Annotated in this window: 24 protein-coding genes; 13 read left to right on the forward strand and 11 right to left on the reverse strand. The window is 75.4% G+C overall.

All coding sequences use genetic code 11. The features are described 5' to 3' along the window. Positions 1-31 precede the first annotated feature (31 nt). A complete protein-coding gene (locus ABTY61_RS03970; RefSeq protein WP_350503323.1) occupies positions 32-1,219 on the forward strand; it encodes an acyl-CoA dehydrogenase family protein in 1,188 nt (395 codons plus the stop codon). A gap of 27 nt (positions 1,220-1,246) precedes the next feature. On the opposite strand, the gene ABTY61_RS03975 is transcribed toward ABTY61_RS03970, so the two are convergent. After that, positions 1,247-1,930 carry a class F sortase gene (locus ABTY61_RS03975; protein ID WP_350503324.1) on the reverse strand — a complete coding sequence of 228 codons (684 nt, stop codon included), beginning with the start codon at positions 1,928-1,930 and terminating at the stop codon, positions 1,247-1,249. Continuing rightward, positions 1,917-2,648, reverse strand: coding sequence for a hypothetical protein (locus ABTY61_RS03980; protein ID WP_350503325.1), 732 nt, complete (start codon positions 2,646-2,648; stop codon positions 1,917-1,919). Before ABTY61_RS03980 ends, ABTY61_RS03975 begins: the two co-directional genes overlap by 14 nt. A 225-nt stretch (positions 2,649-2,873) precedes the next feature. Between ABTY61_RS03980 and ABTY61_RS03985 the strand changes: the two genes are divergently transcribed. The 3 genes from ABTY61_RS03985 (at position 2,874) to ABTY61_RS03995 (ending at position 7,947) form a co-directional block, all read left to right on the forward strand. Further along, positions 2,874-4,589 (forward strand): AMP-binding protein, encoded by a 1,716-nt coding sequence (locus ABTY61_RS03985; RefSeq protein ID WP_350503412.1) that lies wholly within the window; start codon positions 2,874-2,876, stop codon positions 4,587-4,589. A gap of 125 nt (positions 4,590-4,714) precedes the next feature. Next, positions 4,715-5,335, forward strand: coding sequence for a TetR/AcrR family transcriptional regulator (locus ABTY61_RS03990; protein WP_350503326.1), 621 nt, complete (start codon positions 4,715-4,717; stop codon positions 5,333-5,335). Between the two features lie 146 nt (positions 5,336-5,481). Next, positions 5,482-7,947 (forward strand): SpoIIE family protein phosphatase, encoded by a 2,466-nt coding sequence (locus tag ABTY61_RS03995; RefSeq protein WP_350503327.1) that lies wholly within the window; start codon positions 5,482-5,484, stop codon positions 7,945-7,947. Between the two features lie 67 nt (positions 7,948-8,014). Here ABTY61_RS03995 and ABTY61_RS04000 read toward each other — a convergent pair whose 3' ends face one another. The 6 genes from ABTY61_RS04000 to ABTY61_RS04025 form a co-directional block, all read right to left on the reverse strand. Continuing rightward, complete coding sequence (locus ABTY61_RS04000) at positions 8,015-9,607, reverse strand: MFS transporter (RefSeq protein ID WP_350503328.1); 1,593 nt, start codon at positions 9,605-9,607, stop codon at positions 8,015-8,017. After that, the gene (locus tag ABTY61_RS04005; RefSeq protein WP_350503329.1) at positions 9,604-10,227 is read right to left on the reverse strand and encodes a TetR/AcrR family transcriptional regulator; all 624 of its coding nucleotides are present in this window, start codon (positions 10,225-10,227) and stop codon (positions 9,604-9,606) included. The genes ABTY61_RS04000 and ABTY61_RS04005 overlap by 4 nt, the downstream gene beginning before the upstream one ends. A gap of 166 nt (positions 10,228-10,393) precedes the next feature. Then, on the reverse strand, positions 10,394-10,786 hold the full coding sequence (locus ABTY61_RS04010; protein WP_350503330.1) for a cell division protein SepF: 393 nt from the start codon (positions 10,784-10,786) through the stop codon (positions 10,394-10,396). Positions 10,787-11,055: 269 nt separating this feature from the next. Beyond that, a complete protein-coding gene (locus ABTY61_RS04015) occupies positions 11,056-11,571 on the reverse strand; it encodes a DinB family protein (RefSeq protein ID WP_350503331.1) in 516 nt (171 codons plus the stop codon). Positions 11,572-11,654: 83 nt separating this feature from the next. Beyond that, complete coding sequence (locus ABTY61_RS04020) at positions 11,655-12,419, reverse strand: TVP38/TMEM64 family protein (RefSeq protein WP_350503332.1); 765 nt, start codon at positions 12,417-12,419, stop codon at positions 11,655-11,657. Positions 12,420-12,563: 144 nt separating this feature from the next. Next, the gene (locus ABTY61_RS04025; RefSeq protein ID WP_350503333.1) at positions 12,564-13,799 is read right to left on the reverse strand and encodes an MFS transporter; all 1,236 of its coding nucleotides are present in this window, start codon (positions 13,797-13,799) and stop codon (positions 12,564-12,566) included. A gap of 82 nt (positions 13,800-13,881) precedes the next feature. Here ABTY61_RS04025 and ABTY61_RS04030 point away from each other — a divergent pair, with 82 nt between their 5' ends. The 8 genes from ABTY61_RS04030 (at position 13,882) to ABTY61_RS04065 (ending at position 20,510) form a co-directional block, all read left to right on the forward strand. After that, a complete protein-coding gene (locus ABTY61_RS04030) occupies positions 13,882-15,066 on the forward strand; it encodes an ROK family transcriptional regulator (RefSeq protein ID WP_350503334.1) in 1,185 nt (394 codons plus the stop codon). Positions 15,067-15,153: 87 nt separating this feature from the next. Further along, a complete protein-coding gene (locus ABTY61_RS04035; RefSeq protein ID WP_350503335.1) occupies positions 15,154-15,570 on the forward strand; it encodes a TOBE domain-containing protein in 417 nt (138 codons plus the stop codon). An 84-nt stretch (positions 15,571-15,654) separates the two neighbouring features. Then, on the forward strand, positions 15,655-16,107 hold the full coding sequence (locus tag ABTY61_RS04040) for a hypothetical protein (protein ID WP_350503336.1): 453 nt from the start codon (positions 15,655-15,657) through the stop codon (positions 16,105-16,107). Then, the gene (locus tag ABTY61_RS04045) at positions 16,104-16,829 is read left to right on the forward strand and encodes a glycerophosphodiester phosphodiesterase (protein ID WP_350503337.1); all 726 of its coding nucleotides are present in this window, start codon (positions 16,104-16,106) and stop codon (positions 16,827-16,829) included. The genes ABTY61_RS04040 and ABTY61_RS04045 overlap by 4 nt, the downstream gene beginning before the upstream one ends. Next, positions 16,826-17,974, forward strand: a complete 1,149-nt coding sequence (locus ABTY61_RS04050) for a winged helix DNA-binding domain-containing protein (protein WP_350503338.1) — start codon at positions 16,826-16,828, stop codon at positions 17,972-17,974. The genes ABTY61_RS04045 and ABTY61_RS04050 overlap by 4 nt, the downstream gene beginning before the upstream one ends. A 108-nt stretch (positions 17,975-18,082) precedes the next feature. Then, positions 18,083-19,198, forward strand: coding sequence for an AI-2E family transporter (locus ABTY61_RS04055; protein ID WP_350503339.1), 1,116 nt, complete (start codon positions 18,083-18,085; stop codon positions 19,196-19,198). 88 nt (positions 19,199-19,286) lie between these two features. Beyond that, positions 19,287-20,159: a Vgb family protein gene (locus ABTY61_RS04060; protein WP_350503340.1), complete on the forward strand. Its 873-nt coding sequence runs from the start codon at positions 19,287-19,289 to the stop codon at positions 20,157-20,159. Between the two features lie 6 nt (positions 20,160-20,165). Then, a complete protein-coding gene (locus ABTY61_RS04065; RefSeq protein ID WP_350503341.1) occupies positions 20,166-20,510 on the forward strand; it encodes a hypothetical protein in 345 nt (114 codons plus the stop codon). Here the strand turns inward: ABTY61_RS04065 and ABTY61_RS04070 are convergent. From ABTY61_RS04070 to ABTY61_RS04080, 3 genes are read right to left on the reverse strand one after another with little or no spacing between them, the layout of a single operon-like run. Further along, positions 20,501-21,058 (reverse strand): GAF domain-containing protein, encoded by a 558-nt coding sequence (locus ABTY61_RS04070; RefSeq protein WP_350503342.1) that lies wholly within the window; start codon positions 21,056-21,058, stop codon positions 20,501-20,503. The genes ABTY61_RS04065 and ABTY61_RS04070 overlap by 10 nt on opposite strands. Continuing rightward, complete coding sequence (locus ABTY61_RS04075) at positions 21,042-21,887, reverse strand: S8 family peptidase (protein ID WP_350503343.1); 846 nt, start codon at positions 21,885-21,887, stop codon at positions 21,042-21,044. The genes ABTY61_RS04070 and ABTY61_RS04075 overlap by 17 nt, the downstream gene beginning before the upstream one ends. Continuing rightward, positions 21,884-25,078: an adenylate/guanylate cyclase domain-containing protein gene (locus ABTY61_RS04080; RefSeq protein ID WP_350503344.1), complete on the reverse strand. Its 3,195-nt coding sequence runs from the start codon at positions 25,076-25,078 to the stop codon at positions 21,884-21,886. Before ABTY61_RS04080 ends, ABTY61_RS04075 begins: the two co-directional genes overlap by 4 nt. A 333-nt stretch (positions 25,079-25,411) precedes the next feature. On the opposite strand from ABTY61_RS04080, the gene ABTY61_RS04085 reads away from it, so the two are divergent. Further along, positions 25,412-25,597: a hypothetical protein gene (locus tag ABTY61_RS04085; protein WP_350503345.1), complete on the forward strand. Its 186-nt coding sequence runs from the start codon at positions 25,412-25,414 to the stop codon at positions 25,595-25,597. Positions 25,598-25,724: the final 127 nt, after the last annotated feature.

Raw genomic sequence — 25,724 nt, forward strand, 5'->3', positions numbered from 1 at the left:
CCCGACCACCCGCACAGCGGAAGGACCACGCATGTCGTCCATCGGCAGTCAGCTCCTCGAAACCCCCGAACGCACCGCCCTGCGCAAGGCCGTCGGCGACCTCGGCCGCCGCTACGGCTCCGGCTACTACCTGGCCAAGGCTCGGGCCGGCGAGCCCGCCGAGGAGCTCTGGGCGGAGGCCGGCAAGGCCGGCTACCTGGGCGTCAACCTGCCCGTCGAGTACGGCGGCGGGGGCGGCGGCATCAGCGACCTCGCCATCGTTCTGGAGGAACTCGGCACCGCCGGCTGCCCGTTGCTGCTGCTGATCGTCTCCCCGGCGATCTGCGGCACGGTGATATCCCGGTACGGCACGGAGGAGCAGAAGCGGCGCTGGCTGCCCGGACTGGCCGACGGCAGCCGCAAGATGGCCTTCGGCATCACCGAGCCGGACGCCGGCAGCAACTCGCACCGGATCTCCACGGTCGCCCGCCGGGACGGCGAGGACTGGCTGCTGACCGGCCGCAAGGTGTTCGTCTCGGGCATCGACCACTCCGACGCGGTGCTGTTCGTCGCCCGCACCGAGGCCCGTGACACCGAAGGGGGGCGCACCGGCAGGCTCAAGCCCTGCCTGTTCGTCGTCCCCCGGGACACCCCCGGCTTCGAGTACCGGGCGATCCCGATGGAACTCGTCGCCCCCGAGAAGCAGTTCCAGGTCTTCCTGGACGACGTCCGGCTGCCCGCCGACGCCCTGGTGGGCGACGAGAACGCCGGCCTGCTGCAGCTGTTCGCCGGCCTCAACCCGGAGCGCATCCTGACCGCCGCCTTCTCCCTCGGCCTGGCCCGCCAGGCGCTCGGCAAGGCGGTCGAGTACGCGAAGACCCGCACCGTCTGGTCCACCCCGATCGGCGCCCACCAGGGCCTGGCCCACCCGCTGGCCCAGTGCGCGGTGGAGATCGAGCTGGCCCGGCTGATGACCCAGAAGGCCGGGCTGCTCTACGACGCGGGCGAGGACATGGCGGCCGGGGAGGCCGCCAACATGGCCAAGTACGCCGCCGGGGAGGCCGCCGCCCGCACCGTCGACCAGGCGGTGCAGACCCTGGGCGGCAACGGCCTCACCCAGGAGTACGGCCTGGGCGCGCTGCTGGCCGCCACCCGGGTCGGCCGGGTCGCGCCGGTCAGCCGGGAGATGGTGCTCAACTTCGTCGCCCAGCACACCCTCGGCCTGCCCAAGTCGTACTGAGCGCCGGTCCGCGGGGGCGGGAAGGCGTCACCGCGCGCCGGTCAGGTGCGCGAACACCACGGTGTTGGCCGCGTACCCGGTGTGCCGGTCGAACTTCCCGCCGCAGGTGATCAGCCGCAGCTCGGCCCGTTCGGTGGGGCCGTAGACCAGGGCGTCCGGGAAGTCCTGCTTGGGGAAGACCCGGACGACGTCCACGGTGAACACCGCGGTGCGCCGGTCCTTGCGGGTGACCTCGACGGTGTCGCCGGGGCGCAGCAGCCCGAGCCGGTAGAACACGGCCGGTCCGGTGCGGCCGTCGGCGTGGCCGACGACGAGGGCGTTCCCGGCGGCGCCGGGCGCGGTGCCGTCCCGGTACCAGCCGGTCAGGTTGCGCTGGTCCATCGGCGGGGTGCTCAGCTGCCGGGCAGGGGTCAGCTCGAGGCCGGTGACCGGGGCGTCGACCTTGATCGAGGGGATCCGGATCCGGGTCGGCACCGAGGCCGGCAGTGGCGGGTGGGCGGGCGGTGTCGGGCTCGGCTTCGCCGTCGGTGTCGGCGCCGCGGTCGGTGCGGCGGTGGCGGGTGCGGGCGGCAGCGGTGGCCCGGCCCGGCCGGTGGTGCCGTCGTGGACCAGCCAGGCGCCGCTCGCCGCCAACGCGAGCGCGGCGACCCCGGCCCGCCAGGGCCCGGAGCCGCCGCGCGGCGCGCGGGTGGCGCGGTCAGGACTCGGCATTGCGCCCGGACCGGCGGCGCATCGCGCGGACGCCCAGTCCGCCGGCGCCGAGGACCAGCGCGAGCCCGCCGAGCACCTCGACGGTGTCGGCCCCGGAGGTGCCGCCGCCACCGGTGCCCACCCCGCCGTGCGGCCCGCCGCCCGGCGAGGCGCTCGGCGAGTGGCCGGGCGGCACCGAGTGAGAGCCGCTGGGGGAGGGGCTGGGGGAGCCGCTGGGGGGCGCGGACGGCGAGTGCGAGGAGGAGGGCGAGGGTGAACCGGACGGCGAGGACGAGGCCGAGGGCGACGCGGACGGCGACGAGGTGGCGCAGGAGACGTCGAAGACCTTCTGCTTCGCCGTGCCGTTCTCACCCACGAACGTCCACTCGAGCTTGTAGTGCCCGTCCGGAAGGGTGAGGTCGCCGGTGTGCCCGGTGCCGCCGATCAGCGTGATCGACCCGGCCAGCACCTGGGCGGTGCCGGTCGGCGGCTGCTGCTCGATGGTCCAGTTGACCTGCTGGACGGTGTCGAAGTTGAAGGCGTCCAGGTAGAACAGGCAGACCTTGGGCTGGTCGCTCTGGTCGCCCACCGGGGTGGTGCTCTCGTGGATCTTGACGTCGCCGTTGTCGCCCGGCGCGGCCAGTGCGACCGGGGCCCCGCCGAGGGTGAGCGCGGCCGCGACACCGGCGGCGGCGAGCAGACGGGAGGCGGACGGCAGGGCGGCGGAGGTGGGTCTCACGGGGGGTGCTCCAGGGGGCCGGGGCCGCACCCGGGCGGGCGGCCGTGGTGCACACCGTCCATTCGGGCGCCCCCGGGAGCAACCGTGCCACGCTCCCCCGGCCCCCGGTTCCCCACAATGGCCCAGCCCGCCCCCGCACTGTCCGTATGCTCCTGAACACGCCCCGCTCCACCCGCCCGCCCGATTTGGTTGCCGCGTCAACTTCCTTGCTGGAGGCATGCCTTGGTGTTCCGTAGCGAGTTTCCGGACGTCCCCGTCGTCGACCTGCCGATCCATGACGCGGTACTCGCCGCCGCCGCCGAGTACGGCGAGCGGCCGGCCCTGATCGACGGCCTCACCGGGGAGGAGGTCAGCTACGCGCGGCTGGCCGCCGCCGTCGAGCGGGTCGCCGCCGGGCTGGCCGCGGCGGGGGTGCGCAAGGGCGACGTGGTGGCCCTCTTCAGCCCCAACTCGGTGGTCTACCCGATGGCCTACTACGGTGCCAGCCGGGCCGGCGCCACCGTGACCACGGTGTCCTCCCTCAGCACCCCCGGCGGGCGGGGGGGGGGGCGCGGGGGCGGCCCCCCCCCCCCCCGCGGCCCCCCCGCCGCGAGCCCGCCGGCCCGCCCGCCCCCCCGCCGCGGCGCCGCCCCCCCCCCCCCGCGCCCCGCCCCCCCCCCCCCCGGCCCCCCCGCCGCCCCCCCCGCGGACAGTGCCGCCCGCTGCCTGATCACCGTCTCCCCGTTCCTGCCGACCGCCCGTGCCGCCGCCGAGCAGCTGGCCGCCGAGGGCCGCCCGCCGGCCGAGATCATCGTCCTGGACGGCGCCGAGGGCCACCGCTCGCTCGCCGACCTGCTGGCCGCCACCGGCCCCGCCCCGGAACCCGCGATCGTCCCCGGCGAGGACGTCGCCGTGCTCCCCTACTCCAGCGGCACCACCGGACTGCCCAAGGGCGTGATGCTCACCCACCGCTCGATCGCCACCAACCTCGCCCAGACCGACGCCCTCTACCGCCCCTCCGTCGGCGAGCGGGTGCTCGCGGTGCTGCCGTTCTTCCACATCTACGGCCTGACGGCCCTGCTCAACCAGCCGCTGCGGTGCGGCGCCACCGTGGTCGTGCTGCCCCGCTTCGACCTTGAGCAGTTCTGCGGCGCGATCGAACGCCACCGGGTGCAGGGCCTGGTGGTCGCCCCGCCGATCGTCCTCGCGCTGGCCAAGCACCCGGTCGTCGGGCGGTTCGACCTCTCCTCGGTCGAGTACCTGCTGTGCGCGGCCGCCCCGCTGGACCAGGACCTCGCCGAGGCCTGCGCCCGCCGACTGGGCCTGCCGCACCTGCTCCAGGGCTACGGGATGACCGAGCTGTCCCCGGTCACCCATGTCGTCTCCCCGACGGAGACCGACCCGGTGCCCGGCTCGGTCGGCCGGCTGGTCGCCTCCACCGAACTGCGGGTCATCGCCCTGGACGGCTCCGGCGTGGACCTCGGCCCGGGGGAGCCGGGCGAGCTGCTGATCCGCGGCCCCCAGGTGATGAAGGGCTACTTCGGCCGCCCCTCCGACACCGCCGCCATGGTCGACGCCGAGGGCTGGCTGCACACCGGCGACGTCGGCTACGTCGACGCGCGGGGCTACCTGTTCGTCGTCGACCGGGTCAAGGAGCTGATCAAGTACAAGGGCTACCAGGTCGCCCCCGCCGAGCTGGAGGCCGTCCTGCTCGGCCACCCGCAGATCGCCGACGCCGCCGTGATCGGCGTCCGGGACGCCGAGGGGACGGAGTGCCCCAAGGCCTTCGTGGTGCGCGCCCCGGGCAGCGAGCTGACCGCCGAGGAGGTCACCGGCTACGTCGCCGGGCACGTCGCCCCCTACAAGAAGGTGCGCGCGGTGGAGTTCGTGGACGCCGTCCCCAAGTCCCCGGCGGGCAAGATCCTCCGCCGCGAACTGCGCGCCCGCGAGGCCTCCCGCTGAGCCCCGGCAGCCGGAGCCCCGGCGGCCCGAGGCCGCGGCCCGTCTGTGAGGATCGACCCGCGGCGCCCCGACCCGCCGCGCCCCGACCGGAACAGACCCCATCGATCCAGGAACCGCCACCCGCCATGACCAGCCACCCCGCCGTCCGCACCCCCCAGCAGGACCGCAGCCGCGCGACCCGGGCCCGGCTGCTCGCGGCCGCCGTGGACTGCCTGGCCGAGCTCGGCTGGCAGGGCTCCACCGTCACCGTGGTCGCCGAGCGGGCCGGCGTCTCCCGGGGCGCCGCCCAGCACCACTTCCCGACCCGTGAGGACCTCTTCACCGCGGCCGTCGAGCACGTCACCACCGAGCGGCTGGCAGCCGTCCGCGCCCACGCGGACGAGCTGCCGGCCGCCGGCCCCGACCGCACCCGGGCCGTGGTCGACATGATCGTCCGCCTCTACACCGGCCCGCTGTTCCGGGCCGCCCTGCACCTGTGGACCGCCGCCGCGACCGAGGCCGGCCTGCGCGAGCGGATCATCGCGCTGGAGGGCCATGTCGGCCGGGAGGCCCACCGGGCCGCCGTGGAGTTCCTGGACGCCGACGAGACCCGCCCCGGCGTGCGCGAATCGGTGCAGGCCACCCTCGACCTCGCCCGCGGACTCGGCCTGGCCAACCTGCTCACCGACGACAGCCTTCGACGTTCCGGAGTGATCCGGCAGTGGGCGGGCGTCCTGGAGAGTACGCTGCGGCCGGTACGCCCATGACGCCCGTACAACCGAGCGACCGGACGCCCCCTGACCAAGGGGTCGCCGGGCGGCCGATGTCCGTGCAGTCTGGAGAAGAACCCCGGCCGGCACGGACCGCGAGTCCCCATCCGGCCGGGCACGAGCCGAACCGGGGTGCTGCCTGAATGCACGGACACGAGTGGGACGCGACCGCCGCCGCCGGCCCCGCGCCGAGCGGCGATCCCGTACGCCCGGACGGTCACCGCCTCGTCCCGCTCGCCACGGCCCTGCTGCAGAGCGACGGCCTGATCCTGCACTGGAGCGAGGACGCCGAGGCACTGCTCGGCTACTCCGCCGAGGAGGCCGTCGGCAGCTACGCGGCCCGGCTGCTCACCGACGACACCGACCGCCCCGCGGTGCTCGGCCTGTTCCAGAAGAGCATGTCCGGCAGCGGCGCCTCCTTCGTCTTCCCGGTCCGCCACCGCGACGGCCACCGGGTCGAGCTGGAGTTCCGCACCTACCCCATCGCCGGCCCGGCCGGCACCCTGCTGCTGCTCGCCACCGCCTCCGACACCCGGGCCGTGCACGCGATCGAGGCCGACCTCGCCGTGCTGGGCGGCATCTTCGGCCGCTCCCCGATCGGCATGGCCGTCTACGACACCGACCTGCGCTTCGTCCGGATCAACGAGGCACTGGCCCGGATGAACGGCGTCCCGGTCGCCGGCCACCTCGGCCGACGGATATCCGCCGTCCTGCCCGGCATCAACACCGCCGAGATCGAACAGACCATGAGACAGGTCCTCAAGACCGGCAAGCCCGTGGTGGACGCCCGCTCGCACGGCCGCGTCCCGGGCGACCCCAAGCGGGACCGCGCCTGGTCCGCCTCCTACTTCCGGCTGGAGGACTCCAGCGGCCGGGTCTTCGGCGTCTGCTCCTCGATCATCGACGTCACCGAGCGCTTCCAGGCCGAGGCCCGGGCCGCCCGCGCCCAGGAGCGGCTCGCCACCATCGCCGAGGCCACCGCCCGGATCGGCACCACCCTCGACCTCCAGCGCACCGCCGAGGAGCTGATCGAGGCCGTCGTCCCCCGGTTCGCCGACTTCGCCACCGTCGACCTGCTGGAACCGGTGCTGCGCGGGGCCGAGCCCACCCCGATCCCCGCCGACCCCTCCGTCACCCTGCGCGCCGTCGCGGTCGGGGAGAACTACGACACCGGCCTCGCCCACGCCGTGGACGTGGTCGGCGAGACCTCCGAGTACGCCCCCGACCGCAGCTACGCCCAGTGCCTGCGCAGCGGGCGGCCGCTGCTGCGTGAGCACGTGGACGAGGAGGTGCTGCGCGGCCTGGTGTCCAGCGAGGACCGGGTCGCCCCCGGGATGGCGGCGGGCATCCACTCGTACCTGATGGTGCCGATAACCGCCCGGGGCATGGTCCTCGGCGGCTCCGAGTTCATCCGGATGCGCAACCCCGAGCCCTTCAACGACGCCGACGTCGCGCTCGCCGAGGAACTCGTCGCCCGCACCGCCCTCGCCCTGGACAACGCCCGGCTCTACCGCCGCGAGCGGGAGACCGCCCTCACCCTGCAGCGCAGCCTGCTGCCGCAGGAGATCCACCGCACCCTGGGCCTGGAGATCGCCTACCGGTACCTGCCCAGCAGCGTGGTCAGCGAGGTCGGCGGCGACTGGTTCGACGTGGTGCCGCTGTCCTGCGGCCGGGTCGCCCTGGTGGTCGGCGACGTGATGGGCCACGGCATCCGGGCCGCCGCCACGATGGGCCAGCTGCGCACCGTCGCCCGCACCCTGGCCACCCTGGACATGCCGCCCGAGCAGGTGCTCACCCGACTGGACGAGACCGCCTCGGGGATCGGCGAGGGCCAGTTCGCCACCTGCATCTGCGCCGTCTACGACCCGCTGGAGCGCACCGTGCAGGTGGCCTCCGCCGGGCACCTGCCGCCAGTCTGGGTCGGCACCGACGGCACCGCCCGCAGGATCGAGGTGCCGCCCGGCGTCCCGCTCGGCGTCGGCGGGGTCGCCTTCGAGTCGATCGCCTTCACCCTCCCCGAGGGCGCCATGCTCGCCCTCTACACCGACGGCCTGGTCGAGCGGCGCGGCCAGGACCTGGACCTCGGCATCGACCTGCTGGCCGGCACCCTGGCCGGGCCCGGCCGGACACTGGAGGAGAGCTGCGACGCCGTGATCGGCGCCCTGGTCACCGACGGCACCGAGGACGACATCGCGATGATCATGGCCCGGGCGCTGCCGGTGCCCGCCGACCGGATCGCCACCCTCCCGCTCACCGGCGGCGGCAGGCTCCCCGGCACGGCCCGCCGCTTCACCCGCGCCACCCTGGACGCCTGGGGCCTGAACGCGCTCTGCGACTACGCCGAACTGCTGGTCAGCGAACTGGTCACGAACGCCCTGCTGCACGCCGAGGCACCTCGCCGGCTGCGGCTGTTCCGCGACCGGGTGCTCACCGTCGAGGTCTCCGACGCGGGCGGCGCGACCCCGCAGCTGCGCCCCTTCGCCGAACAGGACGAGGGCGGCCGAGGGATGTTCCTGGTCAGCGAACTCGCCCAGCGCTGGGGCAGCCGGCTGACCCGGGACGGCAAGGTCGTCTGGGCCGAGCTGGAGCTCCCCTTCGGAGTCTCCTAGCCGCCGCCCGACGTGCGAGAACGGCCGTTCCCGAATGGGGAACGGCCGTTCTCACTTCGCATGGCGCTTACGCGTGCAGCTGCGGCTGCTCCGCCCGCTCCGCCCTCCCCGGCTCCTCCGGGCCGCCGACGGCGACCGGCTCGGGCGCCGTCGGCGCGGACAGCCCGCGCAGCAGCAGCCAGGCCAGCACTCCCGCGCCGACCAGCAGCACCCCGGCCAGCAGCCCGGCGCTGTTCATGCCGTGCACGAAGGCGTCCTTCGCGCTCGCCAGCAGCGGCTGGGCGACGTCCGGCGACAGCCCGTTCGCCGTCTCCACGGCCGCGCCCAGCGACTCCCCGGCCCGGGCGGCGACCTCCGGGGAGGCCCCGGCCGGGACGGCCAGCCCGCCGGCGTAGATCGAGCCGACCACCGAGCCGACCAGCGCGATGCCGAGCGCGGTGCCCAGCTCGTACGCCGTCTCGGAGACGGCCGAGGCGGCCCCGGCCTTGTCGGCGGGCGCGGCGCTCAGCACCAGGTCGGCGCCGAGGGTGTAGACCACGCCCTCCGCGGTGCCGGTGATCAGGAAGGAGACGGCCAACAGCAGGTAGGTGGTGTCCTGCTGGAGCCAGCCCAGCGCGCCCGCGGCCAGGCCCATCGCCAGCAGACTGACGGTCAGCGCCTTGCGCGCGCCGAAGCGCCGGGCGATCCGGGCGGTGAGCAGCCCGCCCGCCACCGAGCCGGCGAAGGCCGGCAGCTCCGCCAGGCCCGCCTGGAGCGGCTCGTAGCCGCGCACCAGCTGGAGGTACTGGGAGACGACGAAGATCACGCCGGACAGGCCGACCAGCGAGATCAGCGAGGCCGTGACGGCGGCGGTGAACCGCCGGTCGCGGAACAGCCGGACGTCCAGCAGCGGGGTCTCCAGCCGCAGCTGGCGGCGGACGAACAGGGTGAGCGCCGCCGCGCCCAGCAGGAAGGTGACCGGGACGTCCCAGCGGGCCACGCCGTGGGCGGCGCCCTCCTTGACCGCGTAGACCACGCCGATCACACCGGCCATCGACAGCCCGACGCTCAGCACGTCCCAGCGGCCCGGCTCCGGGTCCTTGGACTCCGGCAGCAGCCAGGCACCGAGGACCAGCAGCAGGAGCAGCACCGGGATGTTCAGCAGGAACACCGAGCCCCACCAGAAGTGCTCCAGCAGCACTCCGCCGACCACCGGCCCGAGCGCGGCGCCCGCGGTGGCGGCCGCGCCCCAGATGCCTATCGCGGTGGCCCGCTCCCGGTCGTCCGGGAAGAGGCTGCGGATCAGCGACAGGGTGGAGGGCATGATCGTCGCCCCGGCGACGCCGAGCAGTGCCCGGGCCAGGATCAGCCAGCCCGGGCCCGGCGCGTACGCGGCCAGCAGCGAGGCCGCGCCGAAGGCGGCGGCACCGGTGAGCAGCAGCTTCTTGCGGCCGATCCGGTCGCTGAGGGCGCCCATGCTGACCAGCAGACCGGCCAGCACGAAGGAGTAGGAGTCGCCGATCCAGAGCAGCTGGGTGCCGCTGGGGCGCAGCGTCTCGCTGATGGAGGGGATGGCGAGGGACAGCACGGTCGCGTCGAGGGCGACCACGGTGACGGCCAGCACCAGGACGGCGAGGCCGGTCCAGCGCTGGCGAACGGTCAGAACGGGGGTGCTACTCATGGTGTATCGGTTTCCGGTTTCCGGCCCGAGGTGCTGTGGGTCGTGGCGACTGGTGCGGGGGTGGGGCCGGGGGCCTCCGGTCGGCGGAGCGCGCCGCCGAGGAACAGCTCGGCGAGCGAGAAGGCGGCGTCGCGGGGGGCGAGCCGGCCGTCCTGGATGGCCCAGCCGATGCCGGCCACCAGGTCGAAGAAGGCCTCGCTCAGCCAGGCGGCGCTCAGCTCGATCCGGAAGACGCCCTCCCGCTGCCCGCGCAGGAACAGCGCGTGCAGCCGGTCGATCTGGACCTCCCAGAGGTCGTTGATGTCGGCGTGGTCGTACAGCTGGTTCTCGCCGGCCAGGAAGGCGCAGAGCATGGCGTCCGGGACGGCGGCGTCCACCAGGCGGCGCAGCGCGGCCTCGACCTCGCCCTCCTCGGTGGCGGCGGCGTCCAGGGCGGCGGCGAAGCGCTGCAGGCTGAGCAGGCCGACCTCGCGGATCAGCGCGTCGCGCCCGGGGAACAGCCGGTGGAGCGTGGCCCGGCTGATGCCCGCGGCGCGGGCGATCTCGTCCAGGTGGGCGGTGGGGCGGCGGGACAGCACGCCGACGGCGGCTTCCAGAACGGTGTCGCGGTCGGTGGCCATGAGTCGAGTGTAGGCCAAGTGAGACATCTGCGTCTCATTATTGATGTGGGGATCTCATCTGCGCTGTCCGCGACCGGCCCCCGGACAGCAAAAAACCGGGGACGGCGGTGTGCCGTCCCCGGTCGGGGTGGAGCGGGCGTGGCGCGGGCCGTGTGGCGCGCCGCGCTCAGCTCTGGTTGTAGAACCCGGTGTCGTCGAGCGGGCGGTCGATCACCATGACCTCGACGTCCGCCGGGGTGAGCAGGAAGACCCGGCGGGCGATCCGCTCGATGCCGCCCTGGGTGCCGAAGATCAGCCCGGAGGCGAAGTCGACCATGCGCTTGGCCTCGGCCTCGTTCATCTCGGTGAGGTCCATCACCACGGGGATGGACGCCCGGATGTGCTCACCGACCGTGCGGGCCGCCTCGAAGCCCGTCGGCCGCAGGGAGACGATCTTCGCGGGCGCGGGGACGGCCGGCACCGTCTCCTGATCCACCCACTCGTCGTCGTACGCCGCGGCCGGGTAGTTCCCGGAGGGCATCAGCCACCCGTTGTGGTGCTCGTCGCGAAGTGCTCCCATGCCGCGCCTCCCTGCCTCGTCCCGTCTGGTCCCCCGGGGGTGGGTGTCCTTCTTGACACGTCATCCACTCGTCGGAACTGTCCGAGTATCGCACTGTTCACCGGTCCCGTGCCCGCTCGCGGCCCCCGTACGAGTCGTGCCGCGCCGGAAACCCGGGCTGACCCGGGCACAGAGAGCGACGCGGCGCAGCGCCGTACGGTTGCGCGCGTAGACCATATCGGTAGCGGTCACCGCGTAATTGACCTTCTGTCAACAATGCGGAAACGATTTCACTCGCCGGTCGAACCGTCCACCAGTTCGCGCAACAAATCCGCGTGCCCGTTGTGTCGCGCGTACTCCTCGATCATGTGGACGAGGATCCAGCGGAGCGTCACCTCCTGGTCGTGGCGCAGCCGCTTGCCCACGGTGTCCAGCGGCAGACCGGCCGCGGCGCGGCGGGCGGCGTCGATCTCGGTGCGCCAGACGGCGAAGTCGGCCGCGACGTCGGCGGTGGCCACGTTGTCGAAGTCCCCGTCCGGGTCCGCCTCGGTCCAGTAGTGGCCGGTGGCGAACTCCTCGCCCAGCAGGACGCCCTGGAACCAGTGCCGCTCCACCTCGGCCATGTGCCGGACCAGGCCGAGCAGCGAGAGCGTGGACGGCGGGACGGAGCGCAGCCGCAGCTGGTCGTCGGTCAGGCCCGCGCACTTCAGGGCGAGCGTGCTGCGGTGGTAGTCGAGCCAGGAGGTGAGCATGGCGGCCTCGTCGGCGGCCATCGGCGGGTCCACCCGCGGTGTGAGTTCGGTCATGGCGGACATCCTGCTCGCGGTCGGCCCGCTCGTGCGACCGAATTGTCGCCCGGTGGGCGGGCGGGGGCCGTCGGCCCGGTGCGTCAGGAGGTGCGGGCCCGGCGGCGGGCGGCGGCCGCCCGCCAGAGGCCGACCAGGCTGCCGACCACCAGCAGGGCGATCACCCCGGCGGAGACCAGGAAGGCCGCCGAGCCGGGCCGGCCCGCGCTGGCCGCGGCGACCACGTACACGGCGGTGGTGGGGACCACGCCGATCGCGGTGGCGAGCAGGAAGGGGAGGAAGCGGACCCCGGAGAAGGCGGCGCCGTAGTTGCCGGCCTGGAAGGGCAGGCCGGGGAGCAGGCGCAGGATCAGGACGCTGCGGAAGCCCTGGTCGGTGAAGCGCTGGTCCAGCGCGCCGAGCACCTTGCCCCGCAGGTACGGCTTGAGGGCCTCCCGGCCCAGGCCCCGGCCGAGGCCGAAGGCCAGGGCCGCGCCCAGGGTGGTGCCGAGTACGGCGAGCAGCACGCCCTGCTGGATGCCCAGCAGCAGGCCGGCCACCGCGTTGAGCGCTGGGCGCGGGACGAAGGCGAGCGTGCCGACGGCGTAGACCAGGGCGAACAGCGGGGCGAACCAGTAGCCGGGCATCCGGTCCGCCAGGCCGCCGGAGAGCAGGTCCGTCGGGCTCCACAGCAGCAGCGACCCGGCGCACGCCCCCAGCAGGGCCACCAGCAGGCCGAACCGCCACCAGGGCGAGCGCGCCGGGGCCTGCCCGGCGGCTCCGGCGGATTCGACGAGTGCGGCGGAGGCGCTGGGGTCGGCGGGCCCGGCGGTGTTCGGAGCGGCGGGCGTGGTCAGGGCTGCGGGCACGGGCCGAGCCTAACCGCTTCCCGTGGCGCAGTGCGGTTCGAGGACGAGCCCCGCGCCCGGCGCGCAGGCGTCGTCCTTGCACCGGTCGCAGGCCAGGGCCCCGGGCGGCAGCAGGCCGGTGCAACAGGCCCCAGCCCGCCGCGGTCAGATCGCGGAGAGGTCCTTCCCGGAGGCACCTTCCGGTGCAACCGCGGTCACGTGGTCCCCCGGGGCGTCCGGTTCGGCCCGGCGCAGGGCGCCGGCGCTCAGCAGCAGGGCGAGGGCGAGCAGGGTGACCAGGCCGAAGGAGACGGTCAGCGAGGTGGCCTGGGCGAGGGCGCCGATCACGGCGGGGGCGATCAGGCCGGAGGTGTAGGTGACGGTGGCGACGCCCGCGATGGACTGGCTGGGGTTGCTGCCGATCCGGCCGGCGGCCGCGAATGCGAGCGGGACGATCACCGCGACGCCGACGCCGATCAGGGCGAAGCCCGGGATGGCCAGCGCCGGGGTGTCGGCGGTTACCACCAGCACGCCGCCGAGGGTGGCGACCGCTCCGCTCAGCCGGCTGGTGCGGACGGCGCCGAGGCGGCGGATCACCGCGTCGCCGGCCAGGCGGCTGACCGCCATGGTGAGCGCGAAGGCGGTGTACGAGGCGGCGGCGACGGTGGCCGAGGCGCCGGTGACGTCCTTGAGGTAGACGCCGCTCCAGTCCATCGAGGCGCCCTCGCCGAACACCGCGCAGAAGCCGACCAGGCCGATCACCAGGGAGCTGCGCGGCGGCAGGGTGAAGCGCGGCGGGGCCTCGGCCTCCGCGGGCGCCCGCAGGTCGGGCAGGCCGCGGCAGACCGGCTGGGCGAGGGCGAGCAGGACCAGGGCGGTGGCGGCCAGCTGGAGCCGGGCGTCCAGGGCGAGGTGGGCGGCCAGGATGCCGAATCCGGAGGCCAGCAGGCCGCCCGCGCTCCACATCCCGTGCAGTCCGGACATGATCGAGCGGCCGAGGCGCTGCTCGATCTCCACGCCCTGGGCGTTCATCGCGACGTCGGCCATGCCCGCCGTGGCGCCGTACACCAGCAGCACCGCGCACAGTGCGGGCAGCGAGGGGGCGAGCGCGGGGAGGGCGAGGGCCAGGCACCAGAGCGAGATCAGCGCGCGGACGGCGGCCCTGCCGCCGTACCGGTGGACGAAGCGCCCGGCCAGCGGCATCGCGAGGGAGGAGCCGATGGCGGGCATCACCAGGGCGAGGCCGAGCTGCCCGGGGGAGAGGTCGAGGCGCTCCTGGAGCCACGGGATGCGGGTGACGAAGGTGCCGCCGACGGCGCCGTGCACGCCGAAGACCAGCGCGATGCTCCGTCGGGAGCGGCGTGGTTCGACGAGTGGATCGAGGGTGGTGGCGGTGGTCATGCGGCGTTCCCTCCCGGTACTGGTGGTCGATAAACTATCAGGAAGGGACCCTGATAGAAACACTCTGGAAGGATGACCGGCCATGACCACCGTGCGTACGGCAACGCCGAGCACCGCCCGGGCGATCAACGACCGGCTGGCGCTCAACCTCCTGCTCGAACAGGGCCCCCTGACCGCGACCGAGCTGCGCGACCTCACCGGCCTCTCCCGGCCGACCGTCGCCGACCTGCTCGACCGCCTCCAGCGCACCGGCCTGGTCGCGCTGGCCGGCGAACGCGGCGAACAGCGGCGCGGCCCCAACGCCCGGCTCTACGCGCTGGTCGCCTCGCGCGCCCACCTCGGCGCGGTCGACGTCCGCGAGGGCGGCGTCAGCCTGGTCGTCGCCGACCTCACCGGACGCACCCTCGGCACCGCCGAGATCCCCGTCCACGGCGACGGCACCCCCGACACCGCCGCGGCGATCGTGCGCACCCTGCGGGAGACCGCGCGCAACGCCGGCGTCGAGCGGCTGCACACCGTCGCGGTCGGCGCCCCCGGCCTGGTCGACCCCGCCACCGGACGGCTGCACAGCACCGGCCAGCTCCCCGGCTGGCACGCCGAACTCCTCGCCGCGCTGCGGGAGCTGCCCGGCACCGATGTGATCCTGGAGAACGAGGTCAACCTGGCCGGCCGGGCCGAGTACCGGGTCGGCGCCGCGCGCGACCGCGACACCTTCGTGCTGATGTGGCTCGGCCAGAGCGTCGGCGCCGCCGTCATCCTCGACGGGCGGCTGCGCCGCGGCGCCTCCGGCGGCACCGGCGAGATCTGCTTCCTGCCCGTCCCCGGAGCCACCGGGCTGCCCAGCGCCGACAGCTGCGAGGGCGGCTTCCACGGGCTGGTCGGCAGCGCGGCCCTGTGCGCCCTCGCCCGCGCCCACGGGCTCCCCGCCGACCCGGCCGGCGACGCGCCCGCCGCCGAGGCCGCCGTACGCGCCGCCCTGGTCGCCGGCGAGGAGGGCGCGGCCTTCCTGGACGAGCTGGCCGAACGGATCGCGCTCGGCGCGGCCGGCGTCTGCGTGGTGCTCGACCCCGGCTGCGTGGTGCTCGGCGGCGAGATCGGCCGGGCCGGCGGCGCCGACCTGGCCGGCCGGGTCGAACGGCGCCTGGCCGGGCTCTCCCCGCTGCGCACCGAGGTGCGGGCCGGTACGGCGGGCGGCGGCGCCGTCCTCGCGGGGGCGGTGCTCACCGCCGGGGACGCCGCACGGCGGGACCTGTTCGGCGAGCCGTAGCCCTGTTTTCCGTGGGCCACCCCGGTACGGCAGGATGGCGGCTCGGGGCGTCCACCCCGTACCTCGAACCACCGTCAGGAGTCGCACATGGGCCAGCCCGAGGTGCCGGTCAACCCGTACCGCATCGGCGAGGCGGCGGCGCTGCTCGGCGTCAGCGCGGACACCATGCGGCGCTGGGTGGACGCCGGGCGGCTCGCCGCCGTACGGGACGAGCACGGGCACCGGATCATCCCCGGCGTCGAGCTCGCCGCCTTCGCCCGGGAGCTGGCCGAGCCGGAGAACGCCGAGGCCGAGGGGCGCCCCTCCTCGGCGCGCAACCGCTTCCCCGGCATCGTCACCGACGTGCGGCTCGGCGACGTGGCCGCGCAGGTGGAGGTGCAGGCCGGGCCGTTCCGGGTGGTGTCGCTGATCAGCCGGGACGCGGCGGAGGAGCTCGACCTGGTACCGGGCGCACCCGCCACTGCGGTCATCAAGTCGACCAATGTGATGATCGAACGGCGCTAGCCGTGCGTTGTGCGCCGTGCTCTGTGCGCTGTGTTCCGAGTTCTGAGTCCTGAGTCCTGACGAGTTCTCGAGCGAAAGGCCCGGATGAACCACCCGAACCTGCCGACCACCCAGGCCGCCGTGCCGGCGGTCGAGGCGGTCGCCGCCCGGCACGGCCGCGCCGTCCGCGCCGAGCACGACATCGGCGGCGACCGGACCTTCGCCGGGCTGGTCGGCGCCGGAGCGGTCGGCCCGGACGGCGAACCGGGCGCCGTCCCGCACGAGGCGCTGCTGGAGTTCGACGGCAGCCCGCGCACCGCCGTCCGGCTGTTCACCCACGACGAGGCCGTCGTCACCGTCGAGGGCATCGCCTTCGACGTCCCGCGCGACAGCGTCCCGGCCTTCCTGCACTCGGTCTGGTCCGACCTGGTGCACGTCAAGGTCCGGACCTTCCCGCCGTCCAGCACCCTGATCGTCACCGTCCCCGGGGAGCCCTCCTACCGCGAGGCCCTCGGCGTCCACGACCTCACCCCCTGGCTTTCTGGAAAGATCCGATGAGCATCGCTGCCTCCGCCCCCGCCGACCGCCGCCCGGTGCTCGCCGTCGCCCACCGCGGCGACCCGTACCGCCACCGCGAGAACACCCTGCCCTCGGTCGAGTCCGCGCTCGCCGCCGGCGCCGACGCCGTCGAGGTGGACGTCCAGCTCACCCGCGACAAGGTGCCGGTGCTGCTGCACGACACCACCCTGGAACGCCTCTGGGGCGACCCGCGCGCGATCGGCCGGGTCACCACCGACCAGCTCGCCGAGCTGCGCCAGGGCGACCTGGCCGTCCCCACCCTCGCCGAGGCGATCAAGACCGTCGCCGCCGCCGACGGTCCCCGGCTGCTCATCGACCTCGACGAACCCGGCCCGGCCGCCGCCACCTGGTCCGTCGTCACCGGGCAGGGCGCCGAGGACCTGGTCGCCTTCTGCGGCCCCGCCACCGCCATGCTCGCCGTGCGCGCACTCAGCCGCGACGCCGAGATCGCGCTCACCTGGAAGCAGCCGCGGATGCCCGCCCCCGCCCTGCTGCGGGACCTGCGCCCGCGCTTCCTCAACCCGCCGTTCGGCCTGGTCACCCCCGACTTCGTGCGGGCCGCCGCCGACGAGGGGCTCGCCGTCTCCACCTGGACCGCCGACCTGCGCCGCACCATGCGCCGGCTCCGCGACGCCGGGGCCGCCTCCATCACCACCAACCGGATCTCCGTGCTGCGCTCGGTCCTGGACGGCCGCCGGTGACGGTGCGCGGCTCCCGGGCGCCCGGTCACCAGGCGCCCGGCCCCCGGGTGCTCGGCCTCCGGGCCCTGGGCCGCGCCCTGCTGGCCCGTCAGCACCTGCTCGCCCGCACCGGCCTGGCGCCCCTCGAGGTCATCCACCACCTCGGCGGACTCCAGGCCCAGGCCGTACCGCAGCCGCCCTACCTCGGGCTGCTCTCCCGGCTCGACGGCTTCACCCCGGAGGCGCTCAGCACCCTGCTCGAACAGCGGGCGGCGGTCCGGATCGCGCTCCAGCGCGGCACCATCCACCTGGTCACCGCCGAGGACTGCCTGACCCTGCGCCCGCTGCTCCAGCCCGTCCTCGACCAGGCACTGCGCACCACCTACGGCAAACGGCTCAGCGGACTCGACCCGGCCGCGCTCGCCGCCGAGGCCCGCGTACTGGTCGAGGCGGAGCCGCGCACCTTCCAGCAGCTCGGCACGCTGCTCGCCGCCACCCGGCCGGACCGCGACCCGGCCGCCCTGGCCCAGGCGGCGCGCTGCCTGCTGCCGCTGGTCCAGGTGCCGCCGCGCGGGCTGTGGGGCCGCAGCGGCCCGGCCGCCCACACCACCGCCGAGGCCTGGCTCGGCCGCCCGCTCGACCCCGCGCCCGCGCCGGACGGCCTGGTGCTGCGCTACCTCGCCGCCTTCGGGCCCGCCACCGTGGCCGACCTGCAGAAGTGGTGCGGCCTCAGCCGGTTGGGGCCCGTGCTCAAGCGGCTCGGGTCGGAGCTGCTGACGTTCCGGGACGAGCAGGGCCGGGTGCTGTACGACCTGCCCGAGGCGCCCCGGCCGGACCCGGACGTCCCGGCGCCGGTGCGGCTGGTCGCGCCGTTCGACAACCTGCTGCTCTCGCACGCCGACCGGAGCCGGGTGCTGCCGGAGCGGTACAAGGACCGGGTGATGACCCGCAACGGCCTGGTGCTCGGCACCCTGCTGGTGGACGGGCTGGTCGCCGGGACGTGGCGGCTGACGGGGGAGCAGGAGGTGGTCGTCGAGCCGTTCGTCCGCTTGGCGCGGGCGGAGCGCGAGGCGGCCGAGACCGAGGCGCAGCGGGTGCTGGCCTTCGCGGGCGGGGGCGCGGGCCGCGGCGGGTCGGTGCGGATCGCCGTGGCGGAGCAGTCGTAGAACGGGCGGATCGTCACATTCTCTGCTGAGCTGGGTCGGTCCGGTCTCGGCGCTGCTCATCGTTGCTCATCGCTGCCGGACTCGACGACGACAACGACGATGACAACGATGACAACGACGACGACCCTGGCGGAGGTGCCGGTGTCCGTGGAGCGCCCGCCCGGTGGGCGGCCCGACCACCGCAGGCCGTACCTGATGCTGCCGCCCGCGGTGCGGTGGGCGGCGGCCTGGTCGGTGGCGGTGATCCTGCTGATCACCGTCGGCTCGCTGGTGGTCTTCGCGCTGGTGGAGCTGCGGGCGGCGACCGTGCCGTTCGTCCTGGCGCTGCTGGGGGTCTCCCTGCTGTACCCGGTGGTGCCCTGGATGGTCCGGCGGGGCGTGAGCCGCGGGCTGGCCGCCGGGCTGACCTGCCTGCTGCTGGTGGTCGCGGTGGTCGGGGTGATCGCGCTGCTGGTCAACTCCCTGGTGCACAGCGCCCCGCAGATCGCCGCCTCGCTCCCGGCGGCCGGACGCCGGCTGGCCGAGTGGCTCGGACCGTTCGGGGCCAAGATCGAGCACGCGCTGAACAATGCCAAGGGCGAGACCAACTCGCTGGTCTCCACCCTCACCAACGGCGTGCTGTCCGGCCTCGGCCTGCTCACCCAGCTGATCACCGGGGCGGTGCTGGCCCTGGCGCTGGTGTTCTTCTTCCTGCGCGACGGCCACCGCACCGGCGACGCCATCCGCGGCAACCTGCCCGGGCGCGGCGCCGAGACGGTGATCGCCTGTGCCGAGCGGGCCTTCGAGGCGATGGCCGGCTTCATGCGCGGCACCACCCTGATCGCCCTGATCGACGCGGGCTTCATCACCGTCGGCCTGGTGGCCCTGGGTGTGCCCGGTGCCCCGGGCCTGGGCGCGCTGGTGTTCATGGGCGCGTACATCCCGTTCGTCGGCGCGTTCCTGTCCGGCACGGTCGCGGTGCTGGTGGCGCTGGCCGACGGCGGCCTGGGGACGGCTCTGTGGGCGCTCGGGGTGGTGCTGACGGTGCAGATGATCGAGGGCAACGTCCTGCAGCCGGTCATCCAGAGCCGGACGGTGGAGCTGCACCCGGCGACCATCATGGTCGCGGTGGTGGCCGGCTCAGGCGTCGCGGGCATCATCGGCGCCCTGCTGGCGGTGCCGGTCTGCGCGGCGGGCATGGGCGTGATCTCGGTCCTGCGGGGGCTGGCGGAGGCTCCCGAGTAGCCCGGTGAGAACCCGGTTGCCGGACGGGGGAGGGGCATGGCAGCATCACTAATGCGACGAGAGTCGCGATAGCCCCGGAGGGGTGCGGATGGAACTGTTCGATGTGGCCGAGCCGGGGGCGGGGCCGTACGGGGTCACGGTGGGGCCCGACGGCGGGGTGTGGTTCACCCTCGTCCACGCCGGGGAGATCGGGCGGCTGGCGGCGGACGGGACGGTGCGGCGCTTCGCCCTCGACTCGGCGCGGTGCGGGCCGTCGGCGCTCACCGTCGGGCCGGACGGCGCGCTCTGGTTCACCGAGCTGAACGCGGGCCGGATCGGGCGGATCACGGTGGACGGCGAAGCCTCCTCCTTCGCGCCGCCCACGGCGGACGCCGGGCCGGGCGGCATCGTCACCGGGCCGGACGGGGCGCTCTGGTTCACCGAGCTGAACGCCGACCGGGTCGGGCGGATCACGGTGGACGGGCAGGTGACGGAGTACCCGCTGCCGCTGGCCGGGGCGTTCCCGGCGCACATCGCCGCCGGGCCGGACGGGGCGCTGTGGTGCGCGCTCAACCAGGCGGACGCCGTCGCGCGGGTGAGCGTCCGGGGCGAGGTGACCGTCCACCGGCTGCCCACCGCGGGCACCGCGCCGGTCGGCATCACCGCCGGGCCGGACGGGGCGCTCTGGTACGTCGGGATCGGTGGCGGGCTGGTCGGGCGGATCACCGTGGACGGCAAGGTGACCGAGTACCCGCTGGCCGACCGGGCCGCCCGGCCGCACGCGATCGCCGCCGGCCCGGACGGGCGGCTCTGGTTCACCGAGTGGGCCGCCGGCCGGATCGGTGTGCTCACCCCGGACGGACGGCTCGACGGGTACCCGGTCCCCGGCCCGGGCGCCGAACCGCACGGCATCGCGGTCGGGCCGGACGGAGCGGTGTACGCCGCGCTGGAGCGCGGACAGATCGCCCGGCTGGCGGGCTGAGCCGCCGTGCCGGGGCAGCGGGCCCGCAAGCGCAAGCAGGCCGAGGACCTCCGGCGGTCGACCGAGCGCCGGGCCGAGCGGGAGGCCGCCGCCGGGCCCTGGGAGGTGCTGCACAGCACCGAGGACCCGGCCGAGCACCGGGCCTTCGTGCGGCGGCTGTACGAGGCCGGGGTCCCCGACGACGTCGAGGTGGTCTGCGACGTGCTCTGCGGGCGGCTCGTCCAGCCGACCTGGTACCAGGTGCGGACACGGCGGCCGGCCGGCGCCGCTCAGGGCCTGGACGCCGCTCAGGGGCTGGACGGCGTTCAGGGTCCGGACAGCGCTCAAGGCGGTCAGGGCGGTCAGGGCTGACGCAGCAGCTCCTCCAGGTCGGCCAGCAGGCCGAGCGCCGCCGCCCGGTCGGGTGTCGGGCGCGGGGCCGGGGTGCCGCGTTCGGCGAGCACCCGCAGCGCGGCGGCGGCCTGCCGGGCGAACATCGCCAGCAGGTCCAGCTCCGGCAGGCCGGGGCGGACCTGCGGGGCCGGGTCCAGCACCTCCAGCACGCCGAGCACCCGGCCGCCGTGGGTGAGCGGCGCCGCCATCAGGGCGTTCGGCACGTAGGCGGTGGACTCGGCGAAGGCCCGGTCGAAGGTGCGGCTGGCGGCCAGGTCGTCCACCACCATCGGCTCGCCCGAGGCGGCGACCCAGCCGGCGATGCCCCGCCCGGCCGGGAAGCGCCGGCCGACCAGGGACTCCTCGCCCCGGCCGGAGACCGCCTGGAACACCAGCTCGCCGGCCGCCTCGTCGAGCAGGCAGACCGAACCCGCCTGGGCGCCGAAGATCGCCCGGGCGACGTCCACCACGGACTGCAGCAGCTCGCGGGCGAGCGGGTCGACGGCGGGGTCAGTGCTGAGGGTCATCGGACGCCTCCGGGGTGGGGGTGGACGGGACCTGGACGTTGGCCGCGGTGAGGTAGAGCGCGCTCTTCAGCTGGAAGGTCGTCAGCCTCGGCCGCCGGGACAGGATGCGGGCGCAGAGCCCGGCCACGTACGGGGTGGCGAAGCTGTTGCCGGTCGTGCGGATGGTGGAGCCGCCGAGCCAGGGCACCCGGACGTTCTGGCCGGGGGCGAAGAACTCGACCGGCGGCGCGGGGTTGTACAGGTGCAGGTCCGGGGCCGCCTCCTGATGGCTGCCCACCGAGATGACCGAGGAGAAGCGCCAGGGGAAGCTCTCCACCGGGGTGTTGTGAGCGGAGGCGACGATCGCGGTGCGGGCGAAGTAGGCGTCGTCGGCGATCGCGTGCAGCTCCTCCAGGAAGCGGGTCCGGGTGGTGGAGAGGCTGAGGTTGATCACGTCGAAGCCCTGCCGGACGGCCCAGCGCAGCCCGGCGATCAGCATGTCGCCGGTGCCGGTGAAGCGCTCGCCGAGCACCCGGACGCTGTACAGCTCGCAGTCCGGGGCGGTGCGCCGGATGATGCCCGCGCAGGCGGTGCCGTGGCCGCAGGTGTCACCGACGGTGTCGGGGCGGACGGCCAGCTCCCGGGAGACCGGGTCCCGGACCACGGCCCAGGAGCCGTGCAGCGGGCCGACCAGCGGGTGGTCGGGCTCGATGCCCGAGTCGACCACGCACACCCGCACGCCCGCACCGGTGCCGCCCGGGTGCTCCTCGACCGGGTCGGCCAGCACCGGCGGCTCGTCCACCCGGCGCTCGCGCAGACTCCAGGTCAGGCCGGCGGCCGGGGCGGTCACCGGCCGCCGCCCAGCCGCTCGGCCCGGCGCACGCCCGGCAGGTGGCCCTTGGCGGTGAAGCGGTCCCGGGCGGTGGCGGCGGCCACCGCGGCCTCGGCGGGCCGGTCGAGCAGCAGCAGGGCATGCGCCCGGTCCAGTGCGGTCAGCGCCTGGAGCAGCACCGACTCGGTGGCCTCGGCGGCGCGCAGGGCCGATCCGGTCAGCTCCAGCGCCGGAGCGGACTCGCCGCGGGCGGCGGCGAGCCGCCCGCGCAGCGCGTCCAGCTCGACGGCCAGCACCGGCGGCAGCGCCGCGGCGGCGTCCACACCGTCCAGGTGCCGGGCGGCCGGCTCGGGACGGTCGGAGTCCAGCAGGACGCGCGCGGTGGTGAGGGCCAGCCGCGGCAACGGGGCCGCGCTGCCCTGGCGGCGGGCGATCTCGGCGGCGTCGGCCAGCAGGTCCAGCGCGTGGCCGGACAGCCCGGCGGCGGCCGCGGCCTGGGCGGTCAGCGTCGGCAGCGAGACCATCGCCTCGGCCAGCGACAGCTCGCCCGCCAGGCCGTTGGCCTCGGCGAGCAGCAGCTCGGCCTCGTCCGGGCGGTCGCGCAGGGCGAGCAGGACGGCCAGCGGGCCGTTCAGCGCCACCCGTACGGTCCGTCGGCCGGCGCCGTGCTCGGCGAGCAGGGCGCGCAGTCGGAAGGTGGCGGCGGGGGCGGGCTCGGGGCCGGCCAGCAGCGAGGCGGCCAGCGCCGACAGCACTGCGGCCCGGTCCAACTCGGCGTCGGTGCGCGAGACTTCGCCGAGCGCCTGGTCGAGCAGCCGGTCCGCCTCGGTGTGCCGGCCGGCCAGCAGGTGCTCCTCGGCCAGCCGCAGCCGGGCGCGGGCCTGGCCGAGGGCGTCACCGGCGTCGGTGAACAGCGGCAGCACGGCGCGGGCGGTGGCGGCGGGCTGCTCCGGGCCGGGCGGCAGGCCCCGGGCGGCGAGGGCGAGACGGGCGTGCGCGGCGTCCAGCGGGTCGGCGGCCGAATCGCGGACCTGGGCCAGGACGGGCAGCGCCTCCTCGGCGCGGCCCAGCGCCAGCCTGGTCTCGCCGAGCCGGCGCAGCACCGGGCCGGCGGCGCGCTCGTTCGGGTAGTGCAGGCGGGCGGAGCGCTCCAGCAGGTCGTCGGCGGCCGCGAGGTCGGCACGGGCCAGGGCCGCGGCCCCGGCGGCGCCCAGAGCGGCGGCGGCGCGGGTGCGCAGGGTGTCGGTGCGGGCGTCCAGCAGGCCGAGTTCGAGCCGGTAGCGGTGGGCGCGCTCCAGGTGGCCGCCGACGGCCGCGGCCCCGGTGGCGCGGACGGCAGGCAGGTCGGCGGCGCGCTCGTGGCGCTCGGCCCGGGCCCGCTTCGACATCGACTGGTAGACCGACTCCTGCACCAGGCCGCTGCTGAACCGGTAGCCGGTGCCGGCCGGTTCGACCAGCCGGCGCTCGGCCAGCCGGTCCAGCGCGGCGTGCAGCCGGGGCGGGGTGTCGTCCCCGTCGGCGGGCGGCGCGGCGGGAAGGCCGTCGATCGGGCCGGTGAACACGTCGTCCTCCGGGTCGGCGAAGGCGTCCTGGTCGGTGCCGCCGTGGGCGAGTTCGGCGAGCTCGGCGGCGGTGAAGGCGCGGCCGAGCACGGCGGCGAGGTCCAGGGTGGTGCGCTCGTCCCGCTCCAGGCCGTCGATCCGGGCGCTGAGCAAGGCCCGTCCGGTGGGCGGGAGTTCATCGGCGAGGGCGGCGTCGCCGGGGCCGTCGGCCTCGGTGAGGGCGGCCAGCAGCTCCTCCAGGTGCAGCGGATTGCCCTCGGCACGATCCAGCAGCCGGGTCGGAACGGTGTCCTGGTGGGCGCTCAGCTCGGTCAACTGGGCGGCCAGCAGGGCGGATTCGTCCCAGGACAGGCCGCCGACCGGGAGGGTCGCCGACTTCGGCCGGGGGGAGAGGAGCTCCGGGCGGGAGGCCAGGAGCTCCGGGCGGGACAGGCAGAGCAGCAGCACCGGGGCCGGGCCGAGCGCGGCGACCAGCCGCTCGGCGGCGTCCAGCAGGACGGGGCCGGCCCACTGGCAGTCGTCCAGCACCAGGACGGCCGGGCGCTCCACGGTGCGGCCGCGCAGGATCCCGGCGAGCTGGTCGAGGGAGCGGTCGAGACCGGGCACGGCACTGGGTGCGGCGTCGGGTGCGGTGTCGGTCATGGTGTCGGTCATGGTGTCGGTTGCCTCGGCGAGGCGGGCCAGCGCTTCGGCGGGGGCCGGTGCCCCCGGCTCGTCCAGCAGGGTGCGGACCGCCTCGGCCAGCGGGGCCTGCACGCCCTGCTCGCCGAAGCTGCGGCAGCGGCCGGTGCCGCAGCGCGCGGTGAGCCGGGCCGAGCGTTCGCGCCACTCACGCACCAGGCGGGTCTTGCCGATCCCGGCCTCCCCGACCACCAGCAGCAGCTCGGCGCCACCGCCGCCCGCCACCCGGGCCAATGCCGCGTCCAGCGAGTCGAGTTCGCGCTCCCGGCCGACCAGCGGCACGTCGAAGCGGCGCAACAGCTCCGGGTCGTCCTCGTCCAGGCCGACCAGCCGGTAGGCGGTCACCGGCTCGGCCTTGCCCTTCAGCTGCAGCGGGCCCACCTCGTCCACCTGGGCGGCCGGCCCGGCCGCCCGCAGCGTCTGCGGGCCGATCAGCACCTGGCCCGGGGCGGCCCGGGTCTGCAGCCGGGCGGCGATGTTCACCGTCTCGCCGGAGATCAGCGCCTGGCGCGCCGAGGCGTCCGCACCCGCCACCACCTGGCCGGTGTTGACGCCGATCCGGACGTCCAGCCGGACCCCGAGGGTGGCGTCCAGCTCGGCGTTGAGGTCCTCCAGGTCCTCCAGCATGGCCAGGGCCGCGGCCAGCGCCCGGTGGGCGTCGTCCTCGCGGATCACCGGGACGCCGAAGACGGCCATCACCGCGTCCCCGATGAACTTCTCCAGGGTGCCGCCGTGCGCCTCGATCTGGCGGTGCATCCGCTCGAAGTAGCGCAGGATCACCTCGCGCAGCGTCTCCGGGTCGAGCGCGCCGGACAGGGCGGTGGAGTCGACCAGGTCGCAGAAGACCACCGTGACCAGCTTGCGCTCCTCGGCCGCCAGGTCGAGGGCGGCGGCCCGGGAGGTGCCGCAGGCGGGGCAGAACTGGTCGTTGGTGTTGGCGAGTTGGGCGCAGAGTGGGCAGGGCATGGTGGCAGTCCTTCGCTAGTCCTTCGCTGTGCGGGCGTGCTCGGCGCCGGGACGGCGTACGGGCGTGCCCGGCCAGCGTCGCGGGGCGGGCTTCGGAGCCGGTTCGGGGGCGGTATGCGGGCGGTATGGCCGCAGCCCGGAGCGGGTGCGGGGCGGCTGTGCAGCGGGACGGGCGGTGCTGCGGGTGGCCTCGGCACCCGCGCCGACCTGCGGCCATACCGCCGGCCAACCGATTCCCAGGCCGTCCGCAGCCGGGCCCGCCTAGCTTTGCCGCTGCGACGGACCGTCGGCCCGTGCGGTACCGGCAGCCCACTCATGGAAGGGAGTCCCACCATGGCCGAGAACATCGAGAACATGGAGCAGAACGTCGACGAGAGCGGCGAGGAGACGGCGGAGGTCGAGGCGCACGTCGCCAACGTGCTGGACCTCCAGGCGCTCAAGTTCCTCCAGGCCTCCTCCGACGGCAACTGCTTCAGCATCGTCAGCTACGTCAACTCCGCGGAGACCTCGGCCTCCTGAGCCGCGGCAGGCCCGGTGGCCCCGGCGCGGGGGCGGTCGCACCACCGCCCCCGGCCGGCGGTTCCGCCCCGGCTCGGCTTCGGTCCGGCTTCGGCCCGGCCCGGTTCCGGCCCCACCCACGACGGAG

Origin of the sequence: Kitasatospora sp. NPDC096128, assembly GCF_040303105.1 — a bacterium.
Taxonomy (GTDB): Bacteria; Actinomycetota; Actinomycetes; order Streptomycetales; family Streptomycetaceae; genus Kitasatospora.